At 56.4% G+C, this 21,903-nt stretch carries 22 protein-coding genes; 5 read left to right on the top strand and 17 right to left on the bottom strand.

What is annotated here, in order from left to right:
- The first annotated feature begins 132 nt into the window (after positions 1-132).
- The 3 genes from dnaJ to ggt all read left to right on the top strand — a co-directional run bounded on the left by dnaJ (position 133) and on the right by ggt (position 3,939).
- Positions 133-1,275: a molecular chaperone DnaJ gene (gene dnaJ, locus sS8_RS13260; protein ID WP_119630052.1), complete on the top strand. Its 1,143-nt coding sequence runs from the start codon at positions 133-135 to the stop codon at positions 1,273-1,275.
- A 76-nt stretch (positions 1,276-1,351) separates the two neighbouring features.
- The gene (gene dapB, locus sS8_RS13265) at positions 1,352-2,158 is read left to right on the top strand and encodes a 4-hydroxy-tetrahydrodipicolinate reductase (protein ID WP_119630053.1); all 807 of its coding nucleotides are present in this window, start codon (positions 1,352-1,354) and stop codon (positions 2,156-2,158) included.
- A 35-nt stretch (positions 2,159-2,193) separates the two neighbouring features.
- Positions 2,194-3,939 carry a gamma-glutamyltransferase gene (gene ggt / locus sS8_RS13270; RefSeq protein ID WP_119630054.1) on the top strand — a complete coding sequence of 582 codons (1,746 nt, stop codon included), beginning with the start codon at positions 2,194-2,196 and terminating at the stop codon, positions 3,937-3,939.
- Positions 3,940-4,116: 177 nt separating this feature from the next.
- Here the strand turns inward: ggt and galU are convergent, their stop codons facing one another.
- From galU to tnpA (sS8_RS13315), 9 genes are all read right to left on the bottom strand, one after another.
- Positions 4,117-4,995, bottom strand: coding sequence for a UTP--glucose-1-phosphate uridylyltransferase GalU (galU, locus tag sS8_RS13275; RefSeq protein WP_119632770.1), 879 nt, complete (start codon positions 4,993-4,995; stop codon positions 4,117-4,119).
- A gap of 44 nt (positions 4,996-5,039) precedes the next feature.
- On the bottom strand, positions 5,040-5,633 hold the full coding sequence (gene cysC / locus sS8_RS13280) for an adenylyl-sulfate kinase (RefSeq protein ID WP_119630055.1): 594 nt from the start codon (positions 5,631-5,633) through the stop codon (positions 5,040-5,042).
- A 135-nt stretch (positions 5,634-5,768) separates the two neighbouring features.
- A complete protein-coding gene (locus sS8_RS13285; RefSeq protein WP_119630056.1) occupies positions 5,769-6,074 on the bottom strand; it encodes a ComEA family DNA-binding protein in 306 nt (101 codons plus the stop codon).
- Positions 6,075-6,561: 487 nt separating this feature from the next.
- A complete protein-coding gene (gene tnpC, locus sS8_RS13290) occupies positions 6,562-8,073 on the bottom strand; it encodes an IS66 family transposase (protein ID WP_119627853.1) in 1,512 nt (503 codons plus the stop codon).
- Between the two features lie 58 nt (positions 8,074-8,131).
- Positions 8,132-8,473: an IS66 family insertion sequence element accessory protein TnpB gene (tnpB, locus tag sS8_RS13295; protein WP_119627852.1), complete on the bottom strand. Its 342-nt coding sequence runs from the start codon at positions 8,471-8,473 to the stop codon at positions 8,132-8,134.
- Positions 8,473-8,775 (bottom strand): IS66 family insertion sequence element accessory protein TnpA, encoded by a 303-nt coding sequence (gene tnpA / locus sS8_RS13300; RefSeq protein WP_119627851.1) that lies wholly within the window; start codon positions 8,773-8,775, stop codon positions 8,473-8,475. The genes tnpB (sS8_RS13295) and tnpA (sS8_RS13300) overlap by 1 nt, the downstream gene beginning before the upstream one ends.
- Positions 8,776-9,036: 261 nt before the next feature.
- On the bottom strand, positions 9,037-10,548 hold the full coding sequence (gene tnpC, locus sS8_RS13305) for an IS66 family transposase (RefSeq protein ID WP_119628671.1): 1,512 nt from the start codon (positions 10,546-10,548) through the stop codon (positions 9,037-9,039).
- Positions 10,549-10,606: 58 nt separating this feature from the next.
- The gene (gene tnpB, locus sS8_RS13310) at positions 10,607-10,948 is read right to left on the bottom strand and encodes an IS66 family insertion sequence element accessory protein TnpB (RefSeq protein WP_119629772.1); all 342 of its coding nucleotides are present in this window, start codon (positions 10,946-10,948) and stop codon (positions 10,607-10,609) included.
- Positions 10,948-11,250, bottom strand: coding sequence for an IS66 family insertion sequence element accessory protein TnpA (gene tnpA / locus sS8_RS13315; RefSeq protein WP_119627851.1), 303 nt, complete (start codon positions 11,248-11,250; stop codon positions 10,948-10,950). The genes tnpB (sS8_RS13310) and tnpA (sS8_RS13315) overlap by 1 nt, the downstream gene beginning before the upstream one ends.
- 461 nt (positions 11,251-11,711) lie before the next feature.
- On the opposite strand from tnpA (sS8_RS13315), the gene sS8_RS13320 reads away from it, so the two are divergent.
- Together sS8_RS13320 and sS8_RS29560 are read left to right on the top strand one after the other, a co-directional pair.
- Positions 11,712-13,209, top strand: a protein-coding gene (locus sS8_RS13320; RefSeq protein WP_232020576.1) for an ISNCY family transposase whose coding sequence is annotated in 2 segments (ribosomal slippage) — positions 11,712-12,185 and positions 12,187-13,209 — 1,497 coding nt in all. Because the reading frame shifts where the segments join, the coding sequence is not laid out codon by codon here.
- Positions 13,210-13,220: 11 nt separating this feature from the next.
- The gene (locus tag sS8_RS29560; protein ID WP_269461472.1) at positions 13,221-13,346 is read left to right on the top strand and encodes a hypothetical protein; all 126 of its coding nucleotides are present in this window, start codon (positions 13,221-13,223) and stop codon (positions 13,344-13,346) included.
- A 151-nt stretch (positions 13,347-13,497) separates the two neighbouring features.
- On the opposite strand, the gene ihfB is transcribed toward sS8_RS29560, so the two are convergent.
- From ihfB to sS8_RS13360, 8 genes are all read right to left on the bottom strand, one after another.
- Entirely contained in the window at positions 13,498-13,785 is a 288-nt protein-coding gene (gene ihfB, locus sS8_RS13325) for an integration host factor subunit beta (RefSeq protein ID WP_119632771.1), read from the bottom strand.
- Positions 13,786-13,839: 54 nt separating this feature from the next.
- The gene (gene rpsA / locus sS8_RS13330) at positions 13,840-15,510 is read right to left on the bottom strand and encodes a 30S ribosomal protein S1 (protein WP_119630057.1); all 1,671 of its coding nucleotides are present in this window, start codon (positions 15,508-15,510) and stop codon (positions 13,840-13,842) included.
- 110 nt (positions 15,511-15,620) lie between these two features.
- On the bottom strand, positions 15,621-16,289 hold the full coding sequence (gene cmk / locus sS8_RS13335; protein ID WP_119630058.1) for a (d)CMP kinase: 669 nt from the start codon (positions 16,287-16,289) through the stop codon (positions 15,621-15,623).
- Complete coding sequence (gene aroA / locus sS8_RS13340; RefSeq protein WP_119630059.1) at positions 16,286-17,614, bottom strand: 3-phosphoshikimate 1-carboxyvinyltransferase; 1,329 nt, start codon at positions 17,612-17,614, stop codon at positions 16,286-16,288. Before aroA ends, cmk begins: the two co-directional genes overlap by 4 nt.
- A gap of 7 nt (positions 17,615-17,621) precedes the next feature.
- The gene (locus tag sS8_RS13345) at positions 17,622-18,491 is read right to left on the bottom strand and encodes a prephenate dehydrogenase (protein ID WP_119630060.1); all 870 of its coding nucleotides are present in this window, start codon (positions 18,489-18,491) and stop codon (positions 17,622-17,624) included.
- Positions 18,488-19,603 carry a histidinol-phosphate transaminase gene (gene hisC / locus sS8_RS13350; RefSeq protein WP_119630061.1) on the bottom strand — a complete coding sequence of 372 codons (1,116 nt, stop codon included), beginning with the start codon at positions 19,601-19,603 and terminating at the stop codon, positions 18,488-18,490. The genes sS8_RS13345 and hisC overlap by 4 nt, the downstream gene beginning before the upstream one ends.
- A 30-nt stretch (positions 19,604-19,633) precedes the next feature.
- A complete protein-coding gene (gene pheA, locus sS8_RS13355) occupies positions 19,634-20,740 on the bottom strand; it encodes a prephenate dehydratase (RefSeq protein ID WP_119630062.1) in 1,107 nt (368 codons plus the stop codon).
- A gap of 9 nt (positions 20,741-20,749) precedes the next feature.
- Entirely contained in the window at positions 20,750-21,862 is a 1,113-nt protein-coding gene (locus sS8_RS13360) for a phosphoglycerate dehydrogenase (RefSeq protein ID WP_232020631.1), read from the bottom strand.
- Positions 21,863-21,903: the final 41 nt, after the last annotated feature.

The raw sequence follows: 21,903 nt of genomic DNA on the forward strand, positions 1-21,903 counted from the left end.
GGAACCGAAATTTCGGATGAGGAGATACCGATGGCTAGAGTTCAACGCTTGAATTTTTCAGGCAAGTTTGTTGCATCCAGTGCACCAAATTCCTAACTCAGCCGCAGGCAGAGTCCTGCGGCTCTCTATGTTATGGCAAAAGAAGATTATTACGAACTCTTAGGCGTGCCACGCAACGCGAGCGATAGCGACATCAAGAAGAGCTTTCGCCGCTTAGCGATGAAATATCATCCGGATCGCAACCGCGACAACCCGACCGCGGAAGAGCAGTTCAAGAAGGTCAAGGAAGCCTACGATGTGCTGTCCGACCCAAAGAAGCGTTCCGCTTATGATCAATTCGGCCACGCCGGCGTTGATCCATCCATGGGTGCAGCCGGGGGCTTTGGCTTTACCGGTGAAAGTTTTAGTGACATCTTCAGTGATGTCTTCGGCGACATTTTCGGGGCAGGCGCGACCGGCCGCAGACGGGGCAGCCGCGTGCAGCGTGGGGCCGATCTTCGCTACAACCTGGAAATCACCCTTGAGGAAGCCGTCGCAGGTACCGAAGTCAAGATTCGCGTACCTACCCTGGTCACTTGCGAGGAATGCAATGGCACCGGCACCAAGAAGGGTACGGCACCCACGACCTGCTCTACCTGCCAGGGCCACGGCGCCATTCGAATGCAGCAAGGCTTTTTCGCCGTCCAACAAACTTGTCCTACCTGTCATGGAACGGGTCAGCAGATAAAGGACCCATGCCGGGTCTGCCATGGACAGGGGCGCGTTCAGGAAACCAAAACCCTTTCGGTCAAAATCCCTGCGGGTGTCGATACCGGCGATCGAATCCGTCTGGCGGGCGAAGGCGAAGCCGGGGAAAGCGGAGGGCCGCCGGGTGATTTGTACGTGCAGATCGCGGTCAAGGAGCACCCCATCTTTACCCGCGATGGGGCCAATCTCTATTGTGAAGTTCCGATCAGCTTCCCCACCGCATGTTTGGGCGGTGAACTGGAGGTTCCGACACTCGATGGCAAAGTAGTTCTCAAGATTCCCGCAGAAACCCAGACCGGCAAACTGTTCCGGCTCCGGGGAAAAGGGGTCAAACCGGTGCGTGGCGGCCCTCAGGGCGATTTGCTTTGCCGAGTCCGCATCGAGACGCCGGTGCACCTCAACAAGGATCAGGTCGAACTGATCAAGCAGCTGGACGACTCCTTGAGCGGAGGCGGCAGTCATCACAGCCCCCAAGCCCATGGTTGGCTTGACGGTGTAAAACAGTTTTTCGACAAGCTTGGGCTTTAGCGGCTGAATTTTCGGAACTTTGCGACGATAACCGATCGACAAAACAAAACCCCAGGCACATCTCAGGAAAACGATTATGATCAAAGTCGGAATCGTCGGCGCGACCGGCCGCATGGGACAAGCTCTGATACGGGCCTGCCTCGGCACCAGCGGAATGCTCTTGGCTGCGGCCGTGGAGAGAAAAGGCAGCCCGTCGGTTGGAAAGGATGCGGGTGAACTTACTGGTCTACTCAAGCTCAATCTTCCAGTGATTGACGACCTGGCCCAGGCCATCTCCGATCTCGACGTCGTGATCGACTTCACCAGACCCGAAGCAAGCATGGAGCACCTTGTGGTGTGCCGAGATAACGGTAAGAGATTCGTAATCGGGACGACCGGCTTTAGTGATGAGCAGAAAGCAGTTATCGAACAGAGCGCTTCTACGATTCCGATCATACTGGCTCCGAACATGAGCGTCGGAGTGAACCTTTGCCTAAAACTGCTGGAAATCGCTGCGAAAGTCATCGGCGAACAAACCGACATCGAGATCATTGAAGCCCATCACCGGCACAAAGTGGACGCCCCTTCCGGAACGGCATTGCGCATGGGCGAGGTTGTAGCCGACGCACTCGGCCGAGATCTGCGAGAGTGCGCCGTGTACGGCCGAGAAGGCTATACCGGAGAGCGCGACCGAAAGTCGATAGGCTTTTCGGTAATTCGGGCCGGCGACATCGTGGGCGAGCATACGGTCATGTTCGCCGACGAAGGGGAGCGTGTGGAAATCATCCACACGGCCTCCAGCCGCATGACTTTCGCCAAAGGAGCCATGCGCGCCGCAACCTGGCTTATGGACAAGCCGGCCGGAATATACGATATGCAGGACGTACTGGGACTCAAAGTTTAGCTGAGCACCGTTACCTTCTAGCGCCACGGTCGGTGATGAAAAGCCGGTACCCGTCATGCTCGCCGCGCCTCAGCCTCGCAGGGAATCCAACCGATCCTCTGGTCGCATTCATTTTTCGGTTTAAGCTGCTCGCCATTGTTTTCGGCCTCGTTTCTTTATCGTCATTCGCAACGGCCGCCCCGCCTCAGGCCGCTATCGCTAGCGCGCACCCGTTAGCCACGGAGGCCGGCTTTGAAGTTCTCGAAAAAGGCGGCAACGCTTTCGATGCCGCGGTAGCCATAAGCGCGGCGCTCGCTGTTGTAGAGCCGGCGGGCTCGGGCCTCGGCGGCGGCGGCTTTTGGCTTCTTCATCGAGCATCCGACGGCAAAACGGTGGTGCTGGACGGTCGGGAGCGGGCTCCTCTAGCAGCGCGGCCCGACATGTATCTCGATGAGAAAGGAAATCCTGTTCGCGACAAATCTATCAACGGAGCGCTTTCGGCCGGCATTCCCGGCCTGCCCGCTGCACTGGTACATCTTGCCGAGAATTACGGACGACTACCGCTTTCCGCGGACTTGACCCCGGCTATTCGTCATGCCGAAAACGGATTTCCCATAAGCAAACGGCATCATAGATTGCTGTCGTTTCGTGCCGACGTATTACGCACATCGAAGGCTGCGGCTGCCATTTTCCTAAGGGACGGAGAGGTTCCCTCAAGTGGCGTACCTTTGAAGCAAAAGGACCTTGCGAACACGCTCAGACAAATGGGCGAATTGGGCAGAGCCGGATTTTACAGCGGCAACATCGCTAAGAAGCTCGTCACTGGCGTCCGTGACGCCGGCGGTATTTGGAGCTTAAGCGACCTTTCCGAGTATCGCGTGGTCGAGAGGGAACCTCTTCGAGGCTATTACCGCGGAATATGTATCACCGCACCGCCACCCCCTTCGGCCGGAGGCGTCGGGCTGATCGAAATGTTGAACATATTGTCGGGCTACGATCTGAACGGCGTCGACAGCATCACCCGCAAGCATCTCATTGTCGAAGCAATGCGACGCGCTTACCATGACCGAGAACGATATCTGGGCGACTCCGATTTTGTTCCCATGCCATTGCTTCGTTTGCTGAGCCCCAACTACGCCGCCGGCTTACGCGCCTCGATAAACCCGAACCGAGCGCTGCCGAGCACGTATTTGAGTGAGTTTAATGTATCTGCACCGGATGGCGAAAACACCACTCATTTTTCGGTTCTCGACCGCGAAGGCAATCGTGTCGCCGCTACCCTAAGCATTAACTATCCTTTCGGCTCAGGATTCGTGCCCGCCGGCACCGGTGTATTACTGAACGACGAGATGGATGACTTCGCTACCCATCCAGGATCACCCAATATTTACGGATTGGTTGGCGGCAAAGCAAACGCCATAGCCCCCGGTAAACGAATGCTGTCCAGTATGACGCCGATCTTTCTCGAAGATCAGTATCGAATCGGCATCCTGGGAACTCCCGGTGGAAGCCGTATCATATCTATGGTGTTGCTGGCCGTTTTGGATTTTGCTGAAGGCCGTACACCCGAATCCTGGGTATCCGTCCCGCGATTTCACCACCAATACCTACCCGACGTCATCCAATATGAGCCGGGAGGCATCACAACAAACGAACAAGCCGGACTCACGCGGCGCGGCCATGGACTAAGACCCATTGATCGCCAATATGGTGACATGCAGGCAGTTCTTTGGGACCAAACCACCGACAACGTTTCTGCTGCCAGCGACCCTAGAGGGGAAGGCTCTGCGAAAGTGAAATAAGAAAGCTCGGAGAGGCGGTACCACGCCCATCCGATGTCAGAGCAAAGAAGCTTCGCTCTTCGATTTTGGAAATGCCGGACCTTGGCAACGAACATACTTAGACACGTCGGGCGGGCACCCTCTTGCCGTTTTCAGAAGGGAGATCAAAACCCGCCCGGCGATACGCCATAAAGGCTGTTACGAGAACTTGAGATTAGTCAAATAGTCCTTGAAGCTATCACTCAGCTCCGGATGTTTCAGGCCTTGTTCCACGGTCGCAATCAAATATCCCAGCTTTGAGCCGCAGTCATAACGTTTCCCTTCGAACTCATACGCGAGCACCGGTTCTTCGTGCAGCAACATTGCGATCGCATCCGTGAGTTGGATTTCGCCACCGGCACCTTTGGCCACGTTGTCGAGCTTGTCAAAAATAGCAGGCGTTAAAATGTACCGCCCAACCACCGCCAAATTTGAAGGAGCGTTTTCCGGCTTCGGCTTTTCCACGATTTGCTCCAATTTTCCAATGTTGTCTTGAATCAGGTTAGCCTTGACTATGCCGTAGCTCTGGGTTTCCGAAGGAGAGATCCGCTCAACCCCGAGTACAGAGCACTGCCATTCGTCGAACACTTTAACCATCTGAGAGAGACAACCGGCATGCCCGTCGTCAATCATGTCGTCAGCCAGCAACACCGCGAACGGTTCATCTCCGATCACAGCCCGGGCACAACTAACCGCATGCCCCAATCCTAAGGCCTCAGCCTGACGAATATAAACGCAGGTGACATGGGACGGAACGATGTTTTGAACTATCCTCAAAATCTCCGATTTCCCGCGATTAGCCAACTCGGTTTCAAGTTCGTAAGCCTTATCGAAATGATCCGAAATCGCCCGCTTCGTCCGGCTGGTTATGAAAACCATGACGTCAATGCCGGCCGCAACAGCCTCTTCTACAGCATATTGGATCAGCGGTTTGTCTACGATAGGCAACATTTCTTTCGGGCTGGCTTTAGTTGCCGGTAAAAATCGAGTTCCCAATCCCGCGACCGGGAAAACTGCTTTTCTTACGATCCTTTTCATCTGTCTGTTTTGCTCTTTGATGTACCTATTCAAGATGTACCTAATCAAATCTTCTGTTTGATCTCGAGATATCGAAGTACCCTGTCAGCACAGGCATCCAAGGAATCGACGGCTGAATGCAACGTGATCTCGGGATTTTCAGGCGCCTCATAAGGAGAGGAAATCCCAGTAAAATCAGGAATCTCGCCCAACCGAGCGCGCTTATACAAACCTTTGACGTCACGATTCTCGCATTCCTCTACCGATGCGTCGCAGTAAACTTCGATAAAATCACCCTCGCCGACAAGTGATCTCACCATTTGCCGGTCTCTTCTAAACGGAGAAATGAAAGCAGTCAATGCAATGACACCTGCGTCGATAAACAGCTTACTCATTTCGCCAATCCGGCGGATATTTTCCCGCCGATCTTGTTTAGAGAACGCTAAATCCGAGCAAAGTCCGTGCCGCACATTATCGCCATCAAACACGTAGGTACGACAGCCTCGTTCAAAAAGCAATTCTTCGACCCGGTGAGCCAAGGTTGACTTACCGGCTCCGGAAAGGCCCGTGAACCATAAGATAAAGCTTTTATGTCCGTTAAGCTGCTCCCGCTTTTCGCGTGTTACGGACGCGTGATGCCATACAATATTTGAACTCATAGAAATCACTTTCGTTTGTTTCGATTCCTCAGTGTATTTTAGCCTTGAGTTCAATGGCACTCACCAATCATGACGACCTATTTTAAAAAAAAGGCTCCGCAAAGGAGCCTTTATAAATCGATTTGTCGAGATTGACTATTTGGCCTTGTTAGTGACAGGGTCTGAATTCGGCGCATCCATACCTACCGTGATCTTATCCCGATTTTTTTCGACCGTCGCAGCACCGATTCCCTTGACACGCGTCAAATCATCCACCGACTTGAATTTCCCGTTTTTTTCACGATCCTGAATGATCGCCTCCGCTTTCGACTTGCCTATTCCATTCATGCTTTTGCTAAGCTGCTCTACAGTTGCGGAATTGATGTCCACAGTTTCGGCTGATAGTCCCCAAGCCGAGCTGAAAAGCATAAAGCCTAACAGAAGTTTTTTGAGCTTTAACATTGCTTCTCCTTTGATTTACGTTTAACCGCATATCTAAAGCTAGCAGCCAAGCTCCTGGAAACAATCGAACAAGCTGTACGAATTTTCGGATTTTTTTGTACGCTATCGCTGACATTCACTGATACATGCCCGGTTTCATCATCGCAAAAAGGATTCCCGACCCGCTTACGTTACGTCGCATGGATTCTCGTGTCGCGACAGTAGAGTATCGTGCTCGGACAATAGCTGCTGTTGTCGAGTTTGCGGCGACGTTGGCCAAAAAGCACCGGCATTGTTGAGGTAATCGACCCGTTGGGATACGGCGACACCAAGGCGATGGCCGACTCACCGGCTGGATCTGGTTTGTCCAGGAGTGGGCAAAAGACATCCCGAAAGCGGAAGCGGAAGCGGAATACGGTGCAAAACCTTGCACATAGCCCAAAAAGCGTAAGCGTCCGCTGGAGGACAGTCTTTTCCTGATGCCGCCGAACAGTTAACCGTCAGGACCTTATACGTTGGCTGGTTTCCAGTTGTGGGGTAGCAGGCTGTCGATCTCCCTCTGCTTGGTGGTGGGTAAACGGGTCAGGACGTCTTTCAGGTAGGCCTCTGGGTTGAGGTCGAGTTCCTTGCAGGTTTGGATGAGGCTGAACACCGTGGCGGCGACCTGGCCGCCCTTGGGCGAGCCGAGGAACAGCCAGTTCTTGCGGCCGATGGTGAGGGGGCGGATCGCCCGCTCACTGCGGTTGTTGTCGATCTCCAGGCGACCGTCTTCGGTATAGCGCTCCAGCGCCGGCCAGTTCTTGAGGGCATAGCCGATGGCCTGGGCAGTGGGGGTCTTGGGCGCCAGCTGGCGCAGCCGGTCTTCGAGCCAGGCCTTGAACTCGGCCAGGATCGGCCGCGCCTGTTCCTGCCGTAGCTTTCGGGTGCCTTCGGCGTCGAGTTGCTGTTCCTTGGCCTCCCGTTCGATGGCGTAGAGCCGGCCGATGTACTCCAAGGCCTCATGGGCGCTGATGCGCTTGCCGTTCTCGGTCTGTCGGGCAATCTCGAAGAACTTGCGGCGCGCATGCGCCCAGCACGCCACTTCCAGGACCTTGCCTGCGGCGAAGATCTGGTCGTAACCGGCATAGGCGTCCGCCTGCAGGTAGCCGCTGTAGCCTTCCAGTTTGGCCTTGGGATGCTTGCCCGCCCGGGTTTCGGTGTGGTCATAGACGACGATGGGCGGCGAGTGGCCGGCGTATACCCAAAACCGGGTTTCCCGCGTCTTGCCGCGGTCCTGCACCGCCACAGTGGTGTCGTCCGAGAAGATCACCGGCTGTTGCTTGAGCAACGCCAGCATCCGCTCGACCAAGGGCTGCAGCTGCCAGCCGCTCTGGATGACCCAGTCGCACAACGTGGTGCGGGCAATGGGGACACCCTGGTGGGCAAAGATTTGCTCGATGCGGTACAGCGGCAGGTGATAGCCGTATTTGGCCATCAGCAGATGTGCCAGAAGACCCGGCAGAGGGATGCCCTGCTCGATGATTTGCGGCGGGGCCGGTACCGTGGTCAACTGCCCTTGGCACTTCGCGCAGGCGCACTTTTCCCGCCGCGTTTCCACGACCTTCAGTTGCGCCGGGACGTAATCCAAGCGTTCGGAGCTTTCGTAGCCGATCACCGGCCGTTCCTCACCGCAGGCAGGACACTGCCGGTCTTGTGCCGACAACGGCAATACCACGATCTCTCGCGGCAGATGCGCCGGCAGTGCGGTGCGCTTCGGTTGATTCTTGGCGGGCGATTGCACCACCACCGTCTTGAACGCCACCGGACTGGCGACGGGGGCGTCCTCGGGCACCTCATCCCACAGCGGCAGTTGGTCGATGTCGGGGAGGGTCGCCAGTCGCTCGGAACGGGCGCCGAACAGCAGCTTCTTCAGCTGCGCCAGGTCGAATTCCAGCCGTTCGATGCGCGCCTCGCGCTGGGCCAGGGTGGCCTTTAGAGTACGATTTTCTTCGGCGAGAGCGGCGGCATTCATGGCTGCCATTATACCCGGTGGACCACCCGAAAGCCCAGCTCTGATGCGGGTTTCAGGCACTTTCGACTCAGCCGACCCGACCCGCGCGAACCGCGCGGAAACGGGCCACCGTCAGGTCCACGCCTTCCAGCAACAGCAGCAGGTCCGAGCGCGAAATCGTCCCCTGAACCGGCTTGCGGAAGCGGCCTTTCTCCAGCCGCTTGTAGGCCAGCCAGAAACCGTGACGATCCCACCACAACAGCTTCACCTTGTCCCGGCCCCGGTTGAAAAACACGAACACCGCACCCGATAACGGCGAATGCCCCAGACTGCTCTCCACCGCCAGCGCCAAACCATCGATGGACTTGCGCAAATCGACCGGCTCGGCCACCACATACACCGCCGCCGCACTCAGAATCGTCGCCAGCATCACGAGACCAATGCGGCCACCACCTGCTTCAACAACCCGGCATCGAACCCCGGTTTCACCTCGATGCGAACCCCGCCCACCGACAACCACAGACCACCGACTGCTGTCTCACCGCCATCTACCCGCATCAACGTCAGTGGCGCCACCACCGCTGGCTGCGCTACGCGTCGACGCCAGTAGATGAACGCCGCATAGCTGACCGCCTCGCGCGCACACCAAGCGCGCACCGACAACCCACTCCCTGCCTGTTGCTCCAGCAGGACCCGCCAATGCATCTCTCGTTCTTGTTTCGTCATCGCCATCTCCTCCTCTTCGGGAATATGGCGATACTGTGACTCAGGCGCTAATCGGTGGGAATTATGCGGACAGCCGGACGCTTACCAAAAAGCTCGGCGATAGAGCTTGCCTACAGCCAGACAGAGGCGATAAATCGTATTTACCGATTGACCCTGCGGTGTGTCGAGGGATACTCCTCAGAACTGACCAATGGACTGACTCGTTCGTAAGCGTTCGGCGGTACCCGGACTTGTGGTCGCAGTGGCGAACGGTTAAGTGGTCGCTTGTTACGCCCCGGGCAGCTTGCAGTTGTGAGGAAGCAGGCTGTCGATGTCCTTCTGCTTGGTGGAAGGCAGGCGGTTGAGGACATCCTTCAGATAGGCCTCCGGATTGATGCCCAGCTCCTTGCAGGTCTGGATCAGGCTGAAGACGGTGGCGGCGACCTGGCCGCCCTTGGGCGAGCCGAGGAACAGCCAGTTCTTGCGGCCGATGGTCAGCGGGCGGATGGCCCGTTCGCTCCGGTTGTTGTCGATCTCCAGGCGACCGTCTTCGGTATAGCGCTCCAGCGCCGGCCAGTTCTTGAGGGCATAGCCGATGGCCTGGGCAGTGGGGGTCTTGGGCGCCAGCTGGCGCAGCCGGTCTTCGAGCCAGGCCTTGAACTCGGCCAGGATCGGCCGCGCCTGTTCCTGCCGTAGCTTTCGGGTGCCTTCGGCGTCGAGTTGCTGTTCCTTGGCCTCCCGTTCGATGGCGTAGAGCCGGCCGATGTACTCCAAGGCCTCATGGGCGCTGATGCGCTTGCCGTTCTCGGTCTGTCGGGCAATCTCGAAGAACTTGCGGCGCGCATGCGCCCAGCACGCCACTTCCAGGACCTTGCCCGCGGCGAAGATCTGGTCGTAACCGGCATAGGCGTCCGCCTGCAGGTAGCCGCTGTAGCCTTCCAGTTTGGCCTTGGGATGCTTGCCCGCCCGGGTTTCGGTGTGGTCATAGACGACGATGGGCGGCGAGTGGCCGGCGTATACCCAAAACCGGGTTTCCCGCGTCTTGCCGCGGTCCTGCACCGCCACAGTGGTGTCGTCCGAGAAGATCACCGGCTGTTGCTTGAGCAACGCCAGCATCCGCTCGACCAAGGGCTGCAGCTGCCAGCCGCTCTGGATGACCCAGTCGCACAACGTGGTGCGGGCAATGGGGACACCCTGGTGGGCAAAGATTTGCTCGATGCGGTACAGCGGCAGGTGATAGCCGTATTTGGCCATCAGCAGATGTGCCAGAAGACCCGGCAGAGGGATGCCCTGCTCGATGATTTGCGGCGGGGCCGGTACCGTGGTCAACTGCCCTTGGCACTTCGCGCAGGCGCACTTTTCCCGCCGCGTTTCCACGACCTTCAGTTGCGCCGGGACGTAATCCAAGCGTTCGGAGCTTTCGTAGCCGATCACCGGCCGTTCCTCACCGCAGGCAGGACACTGCCGGTCTTGTGCCGACAACGGCAATACCACGATCTCTCGCGGCAGATGCGCCGGCAGTGCGGTGCGCTTCGGTTGATTCTTGGCGGGCGATTGCACCACCACCGTCTTGAACGCCACCGGACTGGCGACGGGGGCGTCCTCGGGCACCTCATCCCACAGCGGCAGTTGGTCGATGTCGGGGAGGGTCGCCAGTCGCTCGGAACGGGCGCCGAACAGCAGCTTCTTCAGCTGCGCCAGGTCGAATTCCAGCCGTTCGATGCGCGCCTCGCGCTGGGCCAGGGTGGCCTTTAGAGTACGATTTTCTTCGGCGAGAGCGGCGGCATTCATGGCTGCCATTATACCCGGTGGACCACCCGAAAGCCCAGCTCTGATGCGGGTTTCAGGCACTTTCGACTCAGCCGACCCGACCCGCGCGAACCGCGCGGAAACGGGCCACCGTCAGGTCCACGCCTTCCAGCAACAGCAGCAGGTCCGAGCGCGAAATCGTCCCCTGAACCGGCTTGCGGAAGCGGCCGTTCTCCAGCCGCTTGTAGGCCAGCCAGAAACCGTGACGATCCCACCACAACAGCTTCACCTTGTCCCGGCCCCGGTTGAAAAACACGAACACCGCACCCGATAACGGCGAATGCCCCAGACTGCTCTCCACCGCCAGCGCCAAACCATCGATGGACTTGCGCAAATCGACCGGCTCGGCCACCACATACACCGCCGCCGCACTCAGAATCGTCGCCAGCATCACGAGACCAATGCGGCCACCACCTGCTTCAACAACCCGGCATCGAACCCCGGTTTCACCTCGATGCGAACCCCGCCCACCGACAACCACAGACCACCGACTGCTGTCTCACCGCCATCTACCCGCATCAACGTCAGTGGCGCCACCACCGCTGGCTGCGCTACGCGTCGACGCCAGTAGATGAACGCCGCATAGCTGACCGCCTCGCGCGCACACCAAGCGCGCACCGACAACCCACTCCCTGCCTGTTGCTCCAGCAGGACCCGCCAATGCATCTCTCGTTCTTGTTTCGTCATCGCCATCTCCTCCTCTTCGGGAATATGGCGATACTGTGACTCAGGCGCTAATCGGTGGGAATTATGCGGACAGCCGGACGCTTACACTCGTTCTCACTTAACCCTTATTTGCCATTTGACAGCCGTCACGCTACGGCGACGTTTGAGCAGTTGCCCCGACCACAACCTCATCCACCCTAGTCTTTCTTGGGCGACATGGGTCTGACGATATTTCAATTGGGCTTTGCTTGGAAAATAGATCGCAGGTATTTGATCGTTGAGCGGCGAGGTAACAACAAGCAAAAACGTGGGAATGAGTGTTTAGTACTTAGTGCCTGAACGGAAATCAATTAAAGTCATAACTATCAATGTATTATAATTATTTCGCAGCACGAAGATGTGTTGTTCTGACACCAGTTTTGCCCTATTTCGGGCGAAAATCAGCCTGCAACCACCTAAAAACCAAAATCTTCGTTACCCGAAATCGTATGCGTACCGTCATTCAGCCACAACTCAAATTCGGTGAAACCGATATTGCCGCCATCGTCCTCGATCCCAAATCGCGCGATGACATCCCTCAATTACTGCGTGGACTGCAATACATTTATACCGAGGTCAGCTTGCGTCAGCGGGTATTTGCCATTCTGGAAGAGATGATACCTGACCGTGCGAACGGGCAAGGCAAAGCCAACCGCCAAACCGGGCGGCCTGGCATGGAGCAGTGGAAGATACGGGTGTTGGGCGTACTGCGCTTGGGTCTCGATGCGGATTACGACCGGATTCAAGAGTTGGCCAACCAACACAAGACGATCCGGCAGATGCTGGGGCATAGCGATTGGCTGGACGAGCAGGAGTACGAGTTGCAGACGATTCGGGACAACGTCAGCTTGTTCACGCCCGAGCTATTGGACCGCATCAACCAGGAAGTGGTTAACGCGGGGCACTCGCTGTTAAAAAAAAAACGCCGAGGAAAGCCTCAAAGCCCGCGCTGATTCCTTTGTGGTCAAAACCCACGTGCATTTCCCCACCGATACCAACTTGCTGTGGGATGCGATTCGCAAAGCCATTCAAACCTGTGCGGCACTCTGCGATACATTGGATTTGACCGAATGGCGGCAAAGCGCTTATCACTTGCGGTGTTTCAAGAAAAGCTACCGTCTGATTCAAAAGCTCAAGCATTCCACCTCACAAGATGAAGCCAAGCGGCAGGCCAAGCAGGCGCAAATCGAAACGGCTTATCAGACCTATCTCGACCAAGCTGAAGCCTATCAGCAACGGGCACATGCTACCCGGCAACGCCTGAACCAAGCGCATGGCCTACCGACACCGATGTTGGCAGACCTTGATGCCTACCTGGCGCATGCCGAGCGGCAGATCGACCAGATTCGTCGCCGCGTCCCGCGAGGTGAAACCATTCCGCATGGCGAAAAAGTCTTTTCCATTTTTCAGCCCCATACCGAGTGGATCAGCAAAGGCAAGGCGGGCGTACCGGTCGAATTGGGCTTGCGGGTGGCGGTCGTCGAAGATCAACACCGCTTCATCCTACACCATCAAGTCATGGAAAAAACCACCGACGATCAAATCGCCGTGTCCCTGGTCGAACACAGCCAAACCCGCTTTCCGGCAGTAACGGCCATCCGCTTGGACAAGGGCTTTCACAGTCCAAGTAATCAGGTCGAGCTCAAGCAACACCTGGAAAACGTCATATTGCCGAAAAAAGGCCGGCTATCGGAAGCCGACAAAGTCCGCGAATCCGACCCGACATTTGTCCGCCTGCGCCGCCAACACTCGGCTGTTGAATCGGCAATCAATGCACTCGGTGTGCATGGCCTGGACAAATGTCCCGATCATGGCATTGACGGCTTCAAGCGCTATGTTGCCCTCGCGGTCGTGGCGCGCAACATTCAGCGCCTGGGAGCCGTTTTACGCGAGCAAGAACAACAAGCGGCGGATCGACGACGAGGGCCGTATAAAAAAGCGGCCTAAAGACAGGGCTGATGGCAGAAAAATCCCGAAGTGCAGGAAAGGTGCGTCCAAAATTTGCCCCCAAATGGCAAATTGGCATCATGGAGTGCGCCTGGCGGGAAAAAAGGCTGGCCTGGGCCGAAAAACGGCTGACGTGACTCCCAGTGAGTCAGCAAAACCATGAAAAAATCGAGTTTTCTTACAGACACTAAATAGCAAAAACACCCATTTACTTGGATTGCACTTGAGACACCGAAAACGTTTCTAAAGCGGGAATATCGGCAATTAAGCGGCATCAAGCCGCTCGGTTCAAGCACGCGCTTGGTTTACCCGGTCCCGAAGTTCTTTGCCGGGCTTAAAATGAGGAACAAACTTCGAGGACAATTCAACAGAATCGCCCGTCTTAGGATTCCGGCCTATCCTCGGTGGCCGATAATGGAGAGAGAAACTGCCAAACCCTCTTATCTCGATACGCTCGCCCGACGAAAGAGCATACGTCATATGTTCGATCATTCCTTTCACTGCAGCTTCGACATCCTTGAACGCGAGGTGGCCGTATTTCTCTGCTAAGAGATTGATCAATTCGGACTTTGTCACTGTCATTTCCGTGGATAGCGGGGGCTGCATATACAGCCCCCTTGCTTGACCTGACTATTTATTTTCCATCTGTTCCTTGAAAATGTCTCCCAAAGTAGGCATAGCGGAAGAAGATTGCTGCGAATAGCCTTTGATCGCTGCCGCCTCCTCTTCTTGATCCTTTGCCTTGATCGAGAGAGTGATGGATTTGTTTTTCTTGTCGACACCGATGAATTTCGCTTCGACTTCGTCTCCCGCTTTCAACTGGGTGCGAGCATCTTCGACTCGATCGCGCGAAATCTCCGAGGCGCGAAGATAGCCTTCGACACTGTCTGCCAGCATAATCACGGCGCCCTTTGCATCGACTTCCTTGACGACCCCTGTGACAATGCTGCCTTTTTCATGGGTCGCCAGGTAATTCTGGAAGGGATCCTGCTCCAACTGTTTGATGCCGAGCGAAATTCTCTCCCGCTCAGGATCGATGGCCAGGATAATGCTCTCCACCTCATCGCCTTTCTTGTACTGCCGAATCGCTTCTTCGCCCGGGATTGACCAAGAAATGTCCGACAGATGCACCAAACCGTCGATGGCTCCTTCCAGGCCGATGAAAATCCCGAAATCGGTAATCGACTTGATGCTGCCCGTAATCTTATCGCCCTTCTTATGGCTAGCAGCAAATTCTTCCCAAGGATTGGGCTTGCATTGCTTCATGCCGAGAGAAATGCGACGACGCTCCTCGTCGATATCGAGCACCATGACTTCGACTTCTTCACCCAGCTGAATGACCTTCGCCGGGTTGACGTTCTTGTTGGTCCAGTCCATCTCCGACACGTGAACAAGACCCTCGACGCCCTCTTCCAGTTCGACGAAACAGCCATAGTCCGTTAGATTGCTGACCTTCCCGAAAAGGCGCGTGCCCGGCGGGTAACGGCGTGCAATATTCAGCCACGGATCCTCGCCCAGCTGTTTCAAACCAAGCGAGACACGATTCTTTTCCTGGTCGAATTTCAGTACCTTGACCTGAATCTCTTGGCCGATCTGAACGGCTTCAGAAGGATGCCGCACTCTCTTCCAAGCCATATCGGTAATATGGAGAAGGCCATCAATTCCACCGAGATCGATGAAAGCACCGTAATCGGTCAGGTTCTTCACCACGCCTGTGATGATCGCGCCCTCCTTGAGATTCTCGAGCAGCGCTTCCTTTTCTGCACTGAACTCGGATTCCACTACCGCTCGGCGGGAAAGCACCACGTTGTTGCGTTTTTGGTCGATTTTGATGACTTTGAACTCGAGGTCGCGCCCTTCCAGATAAGCGGTGTCGCGGACCGGGCGCACGTCGACTAGGGAACCCGGCAAGAAAGCACGAAGCGCACCGACGGACACAGTAAACCCGCCGCGCACCTTTCCCGTGATTCGACCAACCACGGTTTCGTTCTTTTCATACGCCTGTTCAAGTTCTTGCCATGCTTTCAGGCGCTTCGCCTTATCGCGGGACAATAGGGTCGCCCCAAGGCCATCCTCAAGCATGTCAAGGGCGACTTCAACCGTGTCACCTATTTGAACCTCGATTTGTCCGTCGGAATTCAAGAACTGCCATTTCGGTATGACGCCTTCCGACTTCAATCCCGCATTGACCACGACCACGTCGGGGCCGATATCGATGACGGTGCCCGTAATGATGCTGCCTGGACGCATTTCTGCCTGAGCCAGACTCTCTTCAAACAATTGTGCAAAGCTATCGCTCATAAAACGATTTTGGTTTCAACAGCCAAGTTTCCCTAGCTGTTTGGGTTAATTGGTTAAACATATATTGTCGAGCAGTGTCGACAACCCCTTGAACATTACCGAGTATGATCTCACCTACCGCCTATAATATCGAGACATCGGGCGATAACTTGATCAATCGTGAGATCTGACGAATCAATCAGAACAGCGCCATCCGGTACAGTTAACGGCGCCTCAGCACGCTCCTTGTCGCGCCGGTCCCTTTCTTCAATCTCTTTCGTTAAGCGGTCAAGGTTAACATCAGCCCCCTTCTCTTTCAACTGTTTATGCCGCCTTTTTGCGCGAACTTCCGCGCTGGCGGTAAGAAAGATCTTGTATGAGGCATCAGGAAAAACGACCGTCCCCATGTCGCGCCCATCCGCAACCAAGCCCGGTTCTCGCTGAAAATCCCGCTGCTTCTGTAAAAGTGCCTGCCGTACCGGCCCGTGAGCAGCGATCTTCGAAGCCGTACTGCCACAGTCTTCGGTCTGAATCTTATGGGAAATATCCTGGCCGCCAAGAAATATACGCGGAGGGTCGTTTGCCTCGAACCGGAGATCCATTGACTCGGCGACACGAACGACCGCATCGATGTCTTGGGGATCTATCGCGGCCTGCGTAACTGCAACGGCCAATGAGCGATAGATGGCGCCGCTGTCCAAGAAATGCCAACCCAGCTTTTTGGCCAGCGCGCGACTTACGGTCCCCTTGCCGGCCCCGCTCGGCCCATCGATGGTGATTACCGGGACCTTTGTCGTCATAAAATCTCGCCGCAAACGGCAGTAATATTCAAACCCAATTTACGCGCCAACTCCACAAAGCTCGGAAAGGAAGTATTTACGTTCGCACAATCGTCGATTTCTATCAGGCCGCCACCACGCAACGCAGAGATCGAAAATGCCATGGCGATGCGATGGTCGCCGTGGGAACGGACTTTCCCCCCGGAAAGCTTTCCGCCCCGAACGATCATGCCGTCAGGTGTCGGCTGAGCCTCGATGCCCAAGACCTGCAACCCATCGGCCATCACCTGGATACGATCACTTTCCTTAACGCGCAGTTCCGCTGCTCCGCTCAGTCGGGTTTCCCCTTCGGCACATGCCGCTGCGACGAACAGAACCGGAAATTCGTCTATCGCCAAGGGAACCAATTCTTGAGGAATCTCTATTCCGTACAAACGGCTCGAACGGATGCGGACATCGGCGACCGGCTCTCCTCCCATCTCTCGGGGATTGAGGACCTGAATATCCGCGCCCATCAGACGCAGAATGTCCAAAATGCCGGTCCGAGTCGGATTCACTCCGACGTGGCGCAGGGTGACGTCGGCATCTTCGCCGATCGCCGCGCCGACCATGAAGAATGCCGCCGAGGATATGTCGCCGGGCACATCGATGTCGCAAGCTAACAGTTTACCATCCGGCTGTATGCATACCGTCTCGTCTTTGCCGGTCACCGGATAGGAGAATCCGGCCAGCATACGCTCGGTATGATCGCGCGTCGGCGCCGGCTCGCGCACGCAGGTCTGACCTGAGGCATAGAGACCGGCCAATAGCAGACAGGATTTGACCTGGGCACTGGCCACCGGCATCTCGTAATGAATTCCCTTGAGTTTCGCGCGTCCGTAAATCCTGAGTGGAGCGGTTCCGGCTTCGGTGGTTTCCACCATTGCGCCCATGGTCCGAAGAGGCTCGGTCACCCGCTTCATGGGCCGGCGGGAAAGGGAAACGTCGCCGGTCAGAATCGAGTCAAAATCCTGTCCGGCCAAAAGACCGCAGAGGAGACGCATCGACGTACCCGAATTCCCCAGGTACAGGGGCTCTTCGGGTGCACGCAATCCGTGCAGTCCCACGCCTCGAATGCTTACCTCTCCTTTCTCCGCCCCCTCGATTTCAACGCCCATCGCCCGGAAAGCATTCATGGTAGCGAGGCAATCCTCCGCTTCCAGAAAACCGGTGACGCGCGTCGTTCCCTCGGCTAGCGAGCCCAACATGATGGATCGGTGAGAAATGGATTTATCGCCCGGCACCCGGGCTTCTCCGCGAAGCGTACCGCCAGGCTGCACGCAAAAGCTGATTGTGTCGTTCTCCATGGGCTTATTATCTTTCAAGTTGATCCAAGAATCGTTGTCGCGCATTGCGGGCGTCGGCGAATACAGAAAACAGCTCCTCCGCCGCACCACTGGAAATTAAACCAGCAACAACATTCAGTTCTTCGCGGAATTGATGGATCAATGGCACGATTTCCCGTCGATTCGCGCGGCAAATGTCCAGCCACATCTTCGGATCACTCGACGCAATCCGGGTAAAATCCCGAAACCCACCGGCGGCGTACTGAAAAATCTCGGTCTGCTCGTCTTTCTTGCCCAACATGTAAGTCAGGGCAAACGCCAGCACGTGGGGCAAATGGCTGGTCGCGGCCAAGACTTCGTCGTGATGGGCGGGTTCCATTTGGGAAACCTTGGCACCGATCGATCGCCAAAAGCTCTCGACCCGCTTCACGGCCAACGGCGACGTGTCCTCAAGCGGCGTCAGAATGACCCGCTTGCCCCGAAACAAATCGACCGTCGAAGCCTCCACGCCACTCCGTTCCGCACCCGCTATCGGATGACCCGGTACGAAGTTGTCGGGAACCTCACCGAAAATTCTTTCGGCGGATTCGATGACACTACACTTCGTACTACCCGCGTCCGTCACCACGGCTCCGGTCGACCAGACCGATTTCAAAGCGCTGAAGATCACATCAAAGGTTCCGACAGGGGTCGCTATCATGACCGCATCGGCACTTGCAGCGCCTTGCTCTATATCCGAAAACCCGGCGTCGATGACGCCGCATGCCGATGCTTTTCGCAAGTTATCGGCATCGGCATCGACGCCTACGATCTCATGGCAAAGTCCTTCGGCGCGGGCAGCGCGCGCCACCGATCCACCGATCAGCCCTACGCCGATGATGCATAAACGCTCGATCATGACGCCAGGACTCGATCCAGCGCATCGAGGAAAATCCGGTTTTCTTCCTCGGTACCGACGGTCACGCGCAAATGATTGGGCAAACCGTAATTGCCGACCGGCCGGACGATAACGCCCTGCCGTAGCAGCGCGTCGTAAACCGGGGCCGCCGGTTTTGTGATTTTGACGGTAACAAAATTGCCGACCGAAGGAATAAAGCTCAATTCGCGCTCAGCAAAAGCTTCACATAGCTGACGCAAGCCAGCTCGATTCAAATTCACTGAGCGGACCAGATGCTCGTCGTCATCAAGTGCGGCTTGGGCGGCCTCCAGGGCTGGAAAATTGACGTTGAACGGTTGCCGTACGCGATTCAAGAGATCGGCGATCGAAGGACTCGACACGGCATAGCCGACCCGAAACCCCGCCAGTCCATAAGCCTTGGAAAATGTACGCGTGACGATCAAATTGGAAAAATCGGACAGCCACGCCATGCAATCGGGATAATCCGAGGCTTCGACATACTCGAAATAGGCCTCGTCCACTACCGCGACAACGTAGTCGGGGAGATCGCCGAGAAAACTCCGCAACTCCGTTTTCGTCAGATAGGTCCCGGTCGGGTTGTTGGGATTGGCGATAAATACGACGCGTGTCGTTTCGTCCACACGTTGCGCCATGGCCTGCAAGTCATGGCCATAACGAGTCCCGCGCGAGCCGTCGTGGGCCGGCGCAACGGCAGCCTTCGCGCCGACGGCCTGCGTCAGGATCGGGTAAACCGCGAAGGCATGTTCCGAATAGACCGCTTTCGACTGCGGGGACAGAAAAGCCCGGGCCACCAACTCCAGCACATCATTGGAACCATTACCCAAAGTAATCTGTTCGGGGCGGACATCGAGTTTGGCCGATAACGCAGCCTTGAGCTCGAAACCGCTGCCGTCCGGATATCGATGTGACTCGGTCAACATACGACGCACCGCATCGAGCGCTTTTGGACTCGGTCCGAGAGGATTCTCGTTCGATGCCAGTTTAACGATGTTGGACAAGCCCAACTCCCGCTCCAATTCGCTGACGGGCTTGCCGGGAAGGTACGGCGTGAGTGCCCGGACCCCGGGAACGGCTAATTGTTCTGCTTTCATTGAGATTAGTCGGCTACTCGATTCCAACGGTCAACATGAGGCACGAGGATAAGATCCTAGGATCTTCAACATAGTGACGTTTTTCTCGACGGCATTTAATGCTTCCGCCAACCGAGGATCATCTCGGTGCCCTTCCACATCAACGAAGAATACATAGTCCCAAGCACCCCGCCGAGATGGCCGAGACTCAATTTTGGTCATGCTGATACCGTATTTTGCGAAAGGTTCCAGGACAGCATAAAGCGCGCCGGGATTATTTCGAGTCGACAAAAGCAGTGACGTCTTGTCGTTTCCGGTGGGTCCGACCGAGTTTCGCCCGATCACCAAGAACCGCGTGGTGTTATCCGGCTCGTCTTCGATGTTACGCTCCAAGACATTGAGTCCATACAGTTCCGCCGCCACGTCTCCGGCTATGGCGGCGGTCTGCGGCATCACCGCGGCGAGTCGCGCTGCCTCGGCATTGCTGCTGACTGCCGTATTCTGTGCCTTCGGAAGATAACGATCCAGCCATCGCCGGCACTGAGCGAGCGATTGCTGATGAGAGAAAACTTCCCGTACTTCGGAGGAAGTGTTCAATTTGCTCATCAGGTTATGATGAATTCGAAGTCCCACCTCTCCGGCAATGAGCAAGAAGGATCGCAGAAAACTGTCTAATGTATGGGTGATTACCCCTTCGGTGGAATTTTCAACGGGAACCACGCCATACTGGCAAGCACCGCTTTCAACCGCGCGGAAAATCTCGTCGATGGTCGGCAAAGGCACGGCTTCGATGGCGTGACCGAAATGCTTATAGGCGGCTTGCTGAGTAAACGTGCCCTGAGGACCCAGGAAAGCCACGCTCAGCGGCTTTTCAAGAGCCAGGCATTCCGACATGAGTTCGCGGAAGAAGCGGACGACCGCCTCCTGACTCAATGGACCACGATTGTTTTCGGCGATGCGGCGCAGCACTTCCGCCTCCCGCTCCGGGCGATGAAAACAATCGACCTCGCCCCCGGCCGTCTTGATGTCGGCGACTTGCTGGGCAAAGCGGGCACGCTGGTTCAGCAACTCCAAAATCCGATCGTCGATCGCATCGATCTCCTTACGAAGATGGAGTAACGATGCGTCGGCAGTCAATGTATTCTTCGAATTCTCCATGACAGCTCGTTATATGACGCGGACGGAGAGGACCCCCTTGATACCGCGAATATGATTCAGTGTTTCGGCCGGCACCTCGGTATTGAGATCGATCAGCGTATACGCCACTTCGCCTCTCGACTTGTTCAACAGATCTAGAATATTGAGGTTGGCATCAGCCAGCGCCCCGGAAATCTGCCCTACCATCTTCGGTACATTCTCATTGGCGATTCCCAGTCGAACACCTTCAGTACGCGACATAACGACATCCGGAAAATTCACCGAGTACCGGATGTTACCGTTTTCCAGAAAATCACGCACGCGATCGGCGACCAGTACCGCGCAATTCTCCTCGGCCTCGACCGTGGATGCGCCGAGGTGCGGAAGCACGAGTGCGCGAGGATGGCTCAGCATCGCCCGCGACGGAAAGTCACAGACGTAGGCGTGCAGATGGCCGGAGTCCAGAGCCTCTATGACTCTGGGGTCGTCGACGATGCCGGCGCGGGAAAAATTCAGCAGCACGGCTCCTTTCCTCATGATGCTGATCCGCGCACCATTGACGAGATGGCGCGTCTGATCGTTCAAGGGTACGTGCAAGGTCAGGAAGTCGACTTTGGCGATCAAATCGTCGATACTCGCCGCCCGCGCGACCGACGACGATAGCTGCCACGCGCTCTCGACCGTGAGCAACGGGTCGTAACCGCTCACGTGCATGCCCAAACTCGTCGCTGCATTGGCAACTCGTACGCCAATCGCCCCCAACCCCAAAACGCCCAGGGTCTTACCTGCCAGCTCGAAACCGGCAAACTTTTTCTTCGTTTTCTCGACCTGACGATGAATTGCGTCGTCGCCACCTTCCAACTGACGAGCATAATCCCACGCCTCGCAAATATTCCGCGCCGCCAGCAACATGCCCGCGATGACCAACTCTTTCACGGCATTGGCGTTGGCACCCGGCGCGTTGAACACCGGAACGCCGCGCTTCGAATACTCGGCGACGGGAATGTTGTTGACCCCGGCCCCGGCGCGCCCCACCGCCTTCACCGATTCGGGAATCGGTACACCGTGCAGGTTATGGGAGCGCAGCAGGATGGCATCCGGATGCTGTATTTCCGATGCAACCTCGTAGCGGTCGCGGGGCAACCGCTCCAAACCGGCTACCGAAATGTTGTCATAAGTGAGAA

This window comes from Methylocaldum marinum (genome assembly GCF_003584645.1).
Classification (GTDB): domain Bacteria; phylum Pseudomonadota; class Gammaproteobacteria; order Methylococcales; family Methylococcaceae; genus Methylocaldum; species Methylocaldum marinum.

Bases quoted from the DNA above. Each gene is read 5' to 3' on its own strand.
- tnpC (WP_119627853.1), bottom strand. From the start codon at position 8,073: ATGGCAGCCATGAATGCCGCCGCTCTCGCCGAAGAAAATCGTACTCTA.
- sS8_RS13345 (WP_119630060.1), bottom strand. From the start codon at position 18,491: ATGATCGAGCGTTTATGCATCATCGGCGTAGGGCTGATCGGTGGATCG.
- tnpB (WP_119629772.1), bottom strand. From the start codon at position 10,948: ATGCTGGCGACGATTCTGAGTGCGGCGGCGGTGTATGTGGTGGCCGAG.
- tnpC (WP_119628671.1), bottom strand. From the start codon at position 10,548: ATGGCAGCCATGAATGCCGCCGCTCTCGCCGAAGAAAATCGTACTCTA.
- sS8_RS29560 (WP_269461472.1), top strand. From the start codon at position 13,221: ATGGCAGAAAAATCCCGAAGTGCAGGAAAGGTGCGTCCAAAATTTGCC.
- sS8_RS13285 (WP_119630056.1), bottom strand. From the start codon at position 6,074: ATGTTAAAGCTCAAAAAACTTCTGTTAGGCTTTATGCTTTTCAGCTCG.
- dapB (WP_119630053.1), top strand. From the start codon at position 1,352: ATGATCAAAGTCGGAATCGTCGGCGCGACCGGCCGCATGGGACAAGCT.
- rpsA (WP_119630057.1), bottom strand. From the start codon at position 15,510: ATGAGCGATAGCTTTGCACAATTGTTTGAAGAGAGTCTGGCTCAGGCA.
- galU (WP_119632770.1), bottom strand. From the start codon at position 4,995: ATGAAAAGGATCGTAAGAAAAGCAGTTTTCCCGGTCGCGGGATTGGGA.
- aroA (WP_119630059.1), bottom strand. From the start codon at position 17,614: ATGGAGAACGACACAATCAGCTTTTGCGTGCAGCCTGGCGGTACGCTT.
- cysC (WP_119630055.1), bottom strand. From the start codon at position 5,633: ATGAGTTCAAATATTGTATGGCATCACGCGTCCGTAACACGCGAAAAG.
- pheA (WP_119630062.1), bottom strand. From the start codon at position 20,740: ATGGAGAATTCGAAGAATACATTGACTGCCGACGCATCGTTACTCCAT.
- cmk (WP_119630058.1), bottom strand. From the start codon at position 16,289: ATGACGACAAAGGTCCCGGTAATCACCATCGATGGGCCGAGCGGGGCC.
- tnpA (WP_119627851.1), bottom strand. From the start codon at position 11,250: ATGGCGATGACGAAACAAGAACGAGAGATGCATTGGCGGGTCCTGCTG.
- hisC (WP_119630061.1), bottom strand. From the start codon at position 19,603: ATGAAAGCAGAACAATTAGCCGTTCCCGGGGTCCGGGCACTCACGCCG.
- dnaJ (WP_119630052.1), top strand. From the start codon at position 133: ATGGCAAAAGAAGATTATTACGAACTCTTAGGCGTGCCACGCAACGCG.
- tnpB (WP_119627852.1), bottom strand. From the start codon at position 8,473: ATGCTGGCGACGATTCTGAGTGCGGCGGCGGTGTATGTGGTGGCCGAG.
- ggt (WP_119630054.1), top strand. From the start codon at position 2,194: ATGAAAAGCCGGTACCCGTCATGCTCGCCGCGCCTCAGCCTCGCAGGG.
- tnpA (WP_119627851.1), bottom strand. From the start codon at position 8,775: ATGGCGATGACGAAACAAGAACGAGAGATGCATTGGCGGGTCCTGCTG.